Raw genomic sequence first — 7,744 nt, forward strand, 5'->3', positions numbered from 1 at the left:
GAGGAATTCCCCATGTCGGCAAACTGCGATATTTCACCCGCGCCCGCCACGCCTGACGTGCTTAGCGTCAACGGTACCGTGATCGAAAGCGCTGCCATTGCGGCGGAATCCGCGTTGCACGCGGACGAACCAGATCCCGATCACGCTGCGCGACGGGCGCTGGTGGTACGTGAACTGCTGTCCCAGCGCGCCACCGCAACAGGTTTGCTGGCGAACGGCGCCGGTCTCGACGATGAGACAGTCGACCGTCTGCTGGAGCTGGAATGCGCGATGCCGGTTCCGTCCGCAGAGGAATGCCAGCGCTACTACGCAGCGAACATGCAGAAATTCCGCAGTCCGGACCTGGTCTTCGCGCGCCACATCCTCTTTGCGCTGACCGAAAAGGCCGCGATGACGCGGGTCCGCGCCCGCGCCGAAGAAGCGCACCGCGAGCTCGCGCAGCATCACGACCGGTTCGATACGCTCGCCCGGACGTTATCCAATTGTCCGTCTGGCCAGGTCGGCGGAAATCTGGGGCAGTTGACCCGTGGCGAGAGCGTGCCGGAATTCGAGGCAGCCATTTTCGGCAACCAGCACATCGGCCTGCTTCCGGGGCTCGTCAATACGCGTTATGGCTTTCATATTGTCTGGGTGGAGCGTCGCGTCGCGGGTGAAGTCCTTCCGTTTGAAGCGGTGCAGGCGACCATCGAACGCTATCTCTCCGGTCATGTCCGGCACAAGTCGATTCAGCAATATCTGACCTTGCTCGCATCCAGCGCCGAACTGCGCGGCATCGCTCTGGATGTGCGCCCGGGCCTGTTGTTGCAATAGTGGCTGGCCGTAGCGTTTGCCCGTCGCACCCATCCTGACCGATGACGTCCACATGTAGCCGTTATCGTTGTCGTCCTGCTCTGGAGCAGTTATGAGTTCACGAAGAAGTCCCATGGTAGTTCTATGTGTCACGACTTTGGCATTTCTGGTCTGCTTTGTCGTATGGATGATGTTCGGCGTGCTCGGCATCGAACTACGAACCGAGCTTGGACTGAACAGCACGCAATTCGGGCTGCTGACGGCCACGCCGGTTCTGACTGGCGCACTATTGCGTGTGCCGCTGGGAATCTGGACGGACCGTTTCGGCGGTCGCGTGGTGATGACGCTGTTGCTGGTCCTCTGCGCCATCCCCGTGTTCCTGATCGCATACGCGACGGCGTTCTGGCAGTTCCTCGCGATCGGCCTGTGTCTCGGCGCGGTTGGCGCATCGTTCGCAGTAGGAACGCCGTATGTCGCGCGGTTCTTCCCGCCCGAAAAGCGTGGCTTCGCGATGGGATTCTTTGGCGCCGGCACGGTCGGCGCCGCCGTGAATCTGTTCATCACGCCTTCGCTGCAGGCGGCATGGGGCTGGCGCGCTGTCCCGAAGATCTATGCGATCGCGCTCCTCGTCACCGCGCTGATCTTCTGGCTGGGCTCCGCTACCGACCCGGGCGCAGGTAAGACGTCGGGGCCGTGGTACAGGCAGTTTCGGGTTCTGAAGGACTCCAGGATATGGAGGTACTGCCAGTATTACTCGATCTGCTTCGGCGGTTTCACCGCGCTATCACTGTGGATCCCACAGTATCTGAAGGGCGAATTCGGCTTTTCGGTCGTCACTGCGGCGGCGCTGGCCGCCGGCTTTTCGCTGCCGGGATCGGTGTTGCGCGCGCTCGGCGGCACCCTGTCCGACCGCTTCGGTGCGCATAAGGTGACGTGGTGGGGATTGTGGGTCGCGTGGGTATGTCTCTTCCTGTTGTCGTACCCGGACACTTCGTTCGTGGTGAGCACGATCGACGGCCCGCGCAGTTTTCATATCCATCTTGGCGTGCCGGTCTTCATCGCACTGCTGTTCATTCTCGGCGCGGTGTTCGCGTTCGGTATGGCGTCGACGTTCAAGTACGTCGCCGACGACTTTCCGGAGCAGATGGGCGTCGTCACCGGCATCGTCGGACTGGCTGGCGGGCTGGGTGGCTTCCTGCTACCGATCCTTTTCGGTGTGATTCTTGACTGGCTTGGCGTTCGCTCGAGTTGCTTCATGTTTCTGTACGGTATCGTCTGGGTGTCGCTGATTCTGCTGTATCAATCCAGCGTGCGACACGTTCACATCGACGGAACAGCCCCGCAGTAACGGAATGAACAGCCAGCTTGCCGCGCGCTGCCGACACGACACCACATGGATGATCGATGACAAGTATTTCGAGTTTTGATGAGCTGGTTCGCGTCGCGCGGCAACAACCCGAACCCCAGCGCTTGCTATTCGTGTTTACCGCGGTCGAGTTGCCCGCTGACTGCACACCTGAAGAACGGGCCCGCTTCGAAGCGGGTAAGGGTGGCGCACTGATACCGCTGATGTGCGTGGACAAGACGCCCGAGGAACTCGGCACGTTTAGCGATCTGCTCGAAGAATCGCGACAGGTTCTCCAGGAATGGGCAATCGTCTTCGTCGCGGCGCTCTCGGGTCAAAACGGGTGTGCGCCGCGGACTGAAGACGCGGAAGCGCCGTTAAACAGGATGGTGGAGTCGATCAAAACCGGGTCGATCGGCATGTTCATTCCATTCGATGCGCACGGTCAGCCCGTGCTATTCGGTCTGGCCTGAGTATCGTCGGGCCCTTGAGGCTGTCAGGCGTGGCCGTGTGTTCCTCGACCACGCCGCCAGACGTAAGGGCGCATCCGGGTTGCACGAAGGAAGCAGCACGCCCCGCGCCTGGCCTCCTTCGAACCGGAGAACCGGGGCATCGGATCGCCGCACGGTGCCGGGTGCGGAACACGTGAGGCTGAGGAGAAACGGTTTGCCAGGTACAATTCGGCAGCGTCGCTTTCCCATCCTGATCCGAACACCCTATGCGCAATCCTGCCCGGGCCTTTCTCCTCGGCCCGCTTTTGAAGGGCGTCTCACGCTCCTTCTACCTCACGCTGCGCGTATTGCCCGCCGGCATGCGCGATCCGATCGGTCTCGCGTACCTGCTGGCGCGCGCCGCGGACACGATTGCGGATACATCGCTGATTGCGCCGGGGCAACGGCTGGAAATGCTGCTTGCGCTGCGTGAGCAGGTGAACGGTGCGAATGGTGTGGGCGGAGACGACGATCGTCTGGAACGCATGGCGGTCGAAGTGGCGACCCGGCAAACTCACCCGGCTGAAAAAGTCCTGCTCGAATCGCTCGGCCCCGCGCTCGACGTGCTGGCTCAACTGGGTGAATCCGATCGCGACGCGGTACGCGAGATCGTCACGACGCTGACCGAGGGCATGGAATTCGATCTGCGCACGTTTCCGGACGAATCGTCGGGACGCATCGTTGCGTTGCACGAATTCGGGGAACTCGACAGGTATACGTATCTGGTGGCTGGCTGCGTCGGCGAATTCTGGACGAAGATGACCTGGGCGCACATGCCAGGCACGCTCAGGGGTCAGCCGGACGTGACGTTGAACCGCGGCGTGCGTTTCGGCAAGGCGCTTCAGATGACCAACGTGCTGCGCGATTGCGGCAAGGACCTGCGCATCGGCCGCTGCTACATTCCGTCGACGATGCTCGACGAAGCGCGCCTGAGCCCCGAGGACCTGCTACTGCCCCAAAGTTCGGTACGCGCCCAGCCGCTGATGTTCGAGCTGGTCCGCAAAACGCTCGATCTCTTTCGTGAAGCGATCGAATACACGCTCGCGATTCCCGCGCATTCGGTGCGGTTGCGGCTCGCCTGCCTGTGGCCTGTCGTGATTGGACTCGATACATTGCTGCTGCTCGTCGATAACGACGCGTGGCTCGACCCCGCGAAAGTCTCGAAGGTCAGACGCAACAGGGTGTACCAGGTCATCGCGTATTCGATACCGGCCGTCGCATCGGACAGGCTCATCCGTCGCTGGACCGGCAGTCTGATGAGCCGGATCGAAAGCCGCCTCGCCGCCCCGCCGCCACGGGCTCGTTGACACTTTCACACGCCCTTCCCCGTCTGCAGGTAAAATTTGCGTTTTGCGTTTGCCGTACGGGGCCCGGTTCAGGCCCCGCGCAAAATCAGGCAAAATTCGGTCATTGGTGCCGGGCTACGCGCAGCCGGCGGCTTTCCCCACCCTGTTTTCTGTTCTTGAGACACGCGATGAGTACCCAGCAACCCACGATTATCTACACCCTCACCGACGAAGCGCCCCTGCTGGCGACCAGTGCTTTCCTGCCGATCATCCGCACGTTTACCGCGCCGGCTGGAATCCGGGTCACGACCAGCGACATCTCGGTGGCTGGCCGCATCCTGGGTGAGTTCCCGGAATTCCTGACCGAAGAACAGCGCGTGCCGGACAACCTGGCCGAGCTGGGCCGTCTCACGTTGCTGCCGGATACGAACATCATCAAGCTGCCGAACATCAGCGCTTCGGTGCATCAGCTGGTCAGCGCGATCAAGGAACTGCAGGGCAAGGGCTACAAGGTGCCGGACTTCCCCGAAGAGCCGAAGACCGAAGCCGAAAAGGCAATCCGTCAGCGTTACTCGCGTTGCCTCGGCAGCGCCGTGAATCCGGTGCTGCGCGAAGGCAACTCGGATCGCCGCGCGCCGGCCGCCGTGAAGAACTACGCACGCAAGAACCCGCACAGCATGGGTGAGTGGAGCATGGCTTCGCGCACGCACGTCGCGCACATGACGCATGGCGACTTCTACCACGGCGAAAAGTCGATGACGATCGACCGTGCCCGCGACGTGAAGATGGAACTCGTCACGAAGAGCGGCAAGACGATCGTCCTCAAGCAGAAGGTGTCGCTGCTCGACGGCGAGATCATCGACAGCATGTTCATGAGCAAGAAGGCGCTGTGCGACTTCTACGAAGAACAGATGGAAGACGCGCGCAAGACGGGCGTGATGCTGTCGCTGCACGTGAAGGCGACGATGATGAAGGTCTCGCACCCGATCGTGTTCGGCCATGCCGTGAAGATCTTCTACAAGGAAGCGTTCGAGAAGCACGGCAAGCTGTTCGACGAACTCGGCGTGAACGTCAATAACGGTCTCGTCAACCTGTACGAAAAGCTGGAAACGCTGCCGAGCTCGAAGCGCGAGGAAATCATCCGCGACATGCACGCATGCCACGAACACCGCCCGGAACTGGCGATGGTGGATTCGGCAAAGGGCATCTCGAACCTGCACGCGCCGAACGACGTGATCGTCGACGCGTCGATGCCGGCCATGATCCGTATCGGCGGCAAGATGTGGGGCGCCGACGGCCGTCCGAAGGACACGAAGGCGGTGATCCCGGAAAGCACGTTCGCCCGCATCTACCAGGAAATCATCAACTTCTGCAAGACGAACGGCAATTTCGATCCGGTGACGATGGGCACGGTGCCGAACGTCGGCCTGATGGCGCAGCAAGCCGAAGAGTACGGCTCGCACGACAAGACGTTCGAAGTGCTGGAAGCCGGCGAAGCGCGCATCGTCGACATCGCGACGGGCGAAGTGCTGCTCGTGCAGAACGTCGAGGCAGGCGATATCTGGCGCATGTGCCAGGTCAAGGACGCGCCGGTCCGCGACTGGGTCAAGCTCGCTGTCACGCGCGCACGCAACTCCGGCATGCCGGCCGTGTTCTGGCTGGACCCGTACCGTCCGCACGAAGCCGAAATGATCAAAAAGGTCGAAACGTACCTGAAGGATCACGACACGGAAGGCCTCGACATCCAGATCATGTCGCAGGTCCGTGCAATGCGTTACACGCTGGAGCGCGTGATCCGCGGCCTCGACACGATCTCGGTCACGGGCAACATCCTGCGCGACTACCTGACCGACCTGTTCCCGATCATGGAACTCGGCACCAGCGCGAAGATGCTCTCCATCGTCCCGCTGATGGCCGGCGGCGGCATGTACGAAACGGGCGCGGGCGGCTCGGCGCCGAAGCACGTCAAGCAACTGGTGGAAGAAAACCACCTGCGCTGGGATTCGCTGGGTGAATTCCTGGCGCTGGCTGTTTCGCTGGAAGATCTGGGCATCAAGACCGGCAACGACAGGGCCAAGATCCTCGCCACGACGCTGGACGCCGCCACGGGCAAGCTGCTCGAGAACAACCGGAATCCGTCGCCGAAGACCGGCCAGCTCGACAACCGTGGCAGCCAGTTCTACCTCGCGATGTACTGGGCACAGGAACTCGCCGCGCAAACCGGTGACGCAGCCCTCGCGGCACAGTTCGCTCCGCTCGCGAAGCAGCTGACGGCGAACGAGCAGACCATCGTCGGCGAACTGTCGTCGGTGCAGGGCCAACCGGCGGACATCGGCGGCTACTACCGCCCTGACGCCGAAAAGCTCGACGCCGTCATGCGTCCGAGCAAGACGCTGAATGCCTCGCTGGCTTCGGTCAAGGCGTAAGGCTGTCGTGTTGTTGCTGTAGCACGCACGATACGGCCTGAATCCCAGGCCGTATCGGTCGTTACCCTTCTGGCTCCGCGCTGGAAGGGTGCTTCAACGAAAGCCGCACGTGCGCTTTTTCCGTTCGAAGCAATCCCGGGTGTTCGCCCGGCGACCCACTCCCCTCCCTCCCTTCGTACTGACACCCGAGACACCGGGTAAGTCGTGAAAGCGATCACATGATAGAAAGCATTCGCTATACGACGCAGCGCCTGCACCCGTATAGTCGCCGCTGCGCTCAGAGCGAACGGCACGCATCGAGCTATCCAGGAGACTTGATCAATGGCAACCCCTATCTATCGCGGCGTGTTCCCTGTCGCGCCTACCGTTTTCGACGACGCCGGCCGGCTCGACCTTGACGGTCAGAAGCGCGCCATCGATTTCATGATCGATGCCGGTTCGAACGGCATCTGCATTCTCGCGAACTTTTCCGAGCAGTTCGTCCTGAGCGACGACGAGCGGAGCACCGTCCAGAACGTGGTACTGGAGCATGTCGCGGGCCGCGTGCCGGTGATCGTCACGACGACGCACTTCAGCACCGACCTATGCGCTGCCCGCAGCCGCGCGGCCCAGGATGCAGGTGCGGCGATGGTGATGATCATGCCGCCGTATCACGGCGCGACGATCCGGGTTGGCGAGTCCGGCATTCACGAATTCTTCAGCAAGGTGTCCGCTGCCATCGATATCCCGATCATGATCCAGGACGCGCCGGTCGCCGGCACGCCGATGCCGGCATCGTTCCTTGCGAAGCTGGCGAAGGAGATCGAACACGTGTCGTACTTCAAGATCGAGACCGCGCAGGCCGCATCGAAACTGCGTGAGCTGATCAGGCTGGGCGGCGACGCCGTGGTCGGCCCGTGGGACGGCGAAGAGGCCATCACGCTGATTCCCGATTTCGACGCAGGCGCGACGGGTGCGATGACAGGCGGCGGCTATCCGGATGGCATCCGCAAGATCGTGGACGCCTACGCGTCAGGCGATACGGAACAGGCAGCGGAGCTTTATCAGCAATGGCTGCCGCTGATCAACTACGAGAACCGCCAATGCGGACTCGCGGCGTGCAAGACCCTGATGAAAGCGGGCGGCGTCATCAAGTCCGATACCGTGCGTCATCCGCTCGCGCCAATGCAGCCCGCAGTGCGCGACGGGCTCCTGAAGGTCGCCCGACGACTCGACCCGCTGGTGCTGCGCTGGGCTCACTAAACCCGCGTATCGCGTGCGGAAGATGCGTGACCGGATTCGTATGATCCGGTCACGCATGTGAAGCCCGGGGCGTTGAAGCGTCAGAACTGATCTGCGTCAAGCGCCAGCACACCCTCATCGCCCTTCGCCGTCACGATCGACGCTTCAAGCGCCGACGCCTGCGCC

At 62.2% G+C, this 7,744-nt stretch carries 6 protein-coding genes; all 6 read left to right on the plus strand.

What is annotated here, in order from left to right:
• Nucleotides 1-12 precede the first annotated feature (12 nt).
• The 6 genes from LPA37_RS23955 to LPA37_RS23980 all read left to right on the plus strand — a co-directional run bounded on the left by LPA37_RS23955 (nt 13) and on the right by LPA37_RS23980 (nt 7,579).
• Nucleotides 13-810 carry a peptidylprolyl isomerase gene (locus tag LPA37_RS23955; protein ID WP_229013886.1) on the plus strand — a complete coding sequence of 266 codons (798 nt, stop codon included), beginning with the start codon at nt 13-15 and terminating at the stop codon, nt 808-810.
• A 112-nt stretch (nt 811-922) separates the two neighbouring features.
• The gene (locus tag LPA37_RS23960; protein ID WP_228978106.1) at nt 923-2,137 is read left to right on the plus strand and encodes an MFS transporter; all 1,215 of its coding nucleotides are present in this window, start codon (nt 923-925) and stop codon (nt 2,135-2,137) included.
• 56 nt (nt 2,138-2,193) lie between these two features.
• Nucleotides 2,194-2,607, plus strand: a complete 414-nt coding sequence (locus LPA37_RS23965) for a ribonucleotide reductase subunit alpha (RefSeq protein ID WP_228978105.1) — start codon at nt 2,194-2,196, stop codon at nt 2,605-2,607.
• A gap of 245 nt (nt 2,608-2,852) precedes the next feature.
• The gene (locus LPA37_RS23970; protein ID WP_229013887.1) at nt 2,853-3,932 is read left to right on the plus strand and encodes a phytoene/squalene synthase family protein; all 1,080 of its coding nucleotides are present in this window, start codon (nt 2,853-2,855) and stop codon (nt 3,930-3,932) included.
• Nucleotides 3,933-4,099: 167 nt separating this feature from the next.
• Nucleotides 4,100-6,337: an NADP-dependent isocitrate dehydrogenase gene (locus LPA37_RS23975; protein WP_229013888.1), complete on the plus strand. Its 2,238-nt coding sequence runs from the start codon at nt 4,100-4,102 to the stop codon at nt 6,335-6,337.
• A gap of 321 nt (nt 6,338-6,658) precedes the next feature.
• The gene (locus tag LPA37_RS23980) at nt 6,659-7,579 is read left to right on the plus strand and encodes a dihydrodipicolinate synthase family protein (protein WP_228978100.1); all 921 of its coding nucleotides are present in this window, start codon (nt 6,659-6,661) and stop codon (nt 7,577-7,579) included.
• The last annotated feature ends 165 nt before the right edge of the window (nt 7,580-7,744 follow it).

Origin of the sequence: Paraburkholderia gardini (assembly GCF_907164545.1) — a bacterium.
Lineage (GTDB): Bacteria > Pseudomonadota > Gammaproteobacteria > Burkholderiales > Burkholderiaceae > Paraburkholderia > Paraburkholderia gardini.